Annotated in this window: 1 protein-coding gene; it reads right to left on the bottom strand. The window is 67.4% G+C overall.

What is annotated here, in order from left to right; translation table 11 throughout:
• Positions 1–126: 126 nt before the first annotated feature.
• Positions 127–417 (bottom strand): hypothetical protein, encoded by a 291-nt coding sequence (locus tag BN1056_RS00890; RefSeq protein ID WP_210578337.1) that lies wholly within the window; start codon positions 415–417, stop codon positions 127–129.
• Positions 418–585 lie beyond the last annotated feature (168 nt).

Below are 585 nucleotides of genomic sequence, written 5' to 3'. Positions count from 1 at the left end.
GCCTGTTCCCGCCGCAGGTCATGCGCGGGGTACGGCGTCGCCGCGACCTGTGGCTGTAGGGGGCGCGGGGCGGTGGACAAGGTTGCCCGGACGGGTGCCCAAGGTGCGTGTCGGGGAGGTTCTGCGTCAGGGGACGATGACGCTTAGCGGGCAGGTCACGGTGCCGTCCGGCAGGGTCGCCGTCGGGCCGGTGCCGGTGACCACAAGCTTGAGTACCGGCTCCCCGACCGCGGAGGTGTCAATCTGCTGCACGGTGCGGGCCAGTGAACGGGCGCCCTTCTCGATCTGGGAGGTGCCCGATATCACCTCGACCGCGGCCCATCGGCCGCCGGGGAAGGTAAGTGTGGCGTAAAGCGTCGTGGACGCGCTTGCGGTGAGGTGGTCGGTAGCAATGAAGGCGCCGAGGCTCACCCGCACCCGTAGAGGGGCCGCGTTTGGACCACGTCATGGTGCGTTTGCGCATGCGCAGGAAGCGTCCGGGTGGGTGGTGTCGGCGACCAACCTGATCTACGAGCTGACAGGGGCATTCGCTCTTCTCGTCTGCAACGCCTCCTCCCCGTTAACAACGCTACTTAACGTTCTGCT

Origin of the sequence: Actinomyces succiniciruminis, assembly GCF_900002405.1 — a bacterium.
GTDB classification, from domain to species: Bacteria; Actinomycetota; Actinomycetes; order Actinomycetales; family Actinomycetaceae; genus Actinomyces; species Actinomyces succiniciruminis.
The sequence above is the reverse complement of the archived record's forward strand: the minus strand, read 5'-3'. Positions and strand labels throughout refer to the sequence as shown.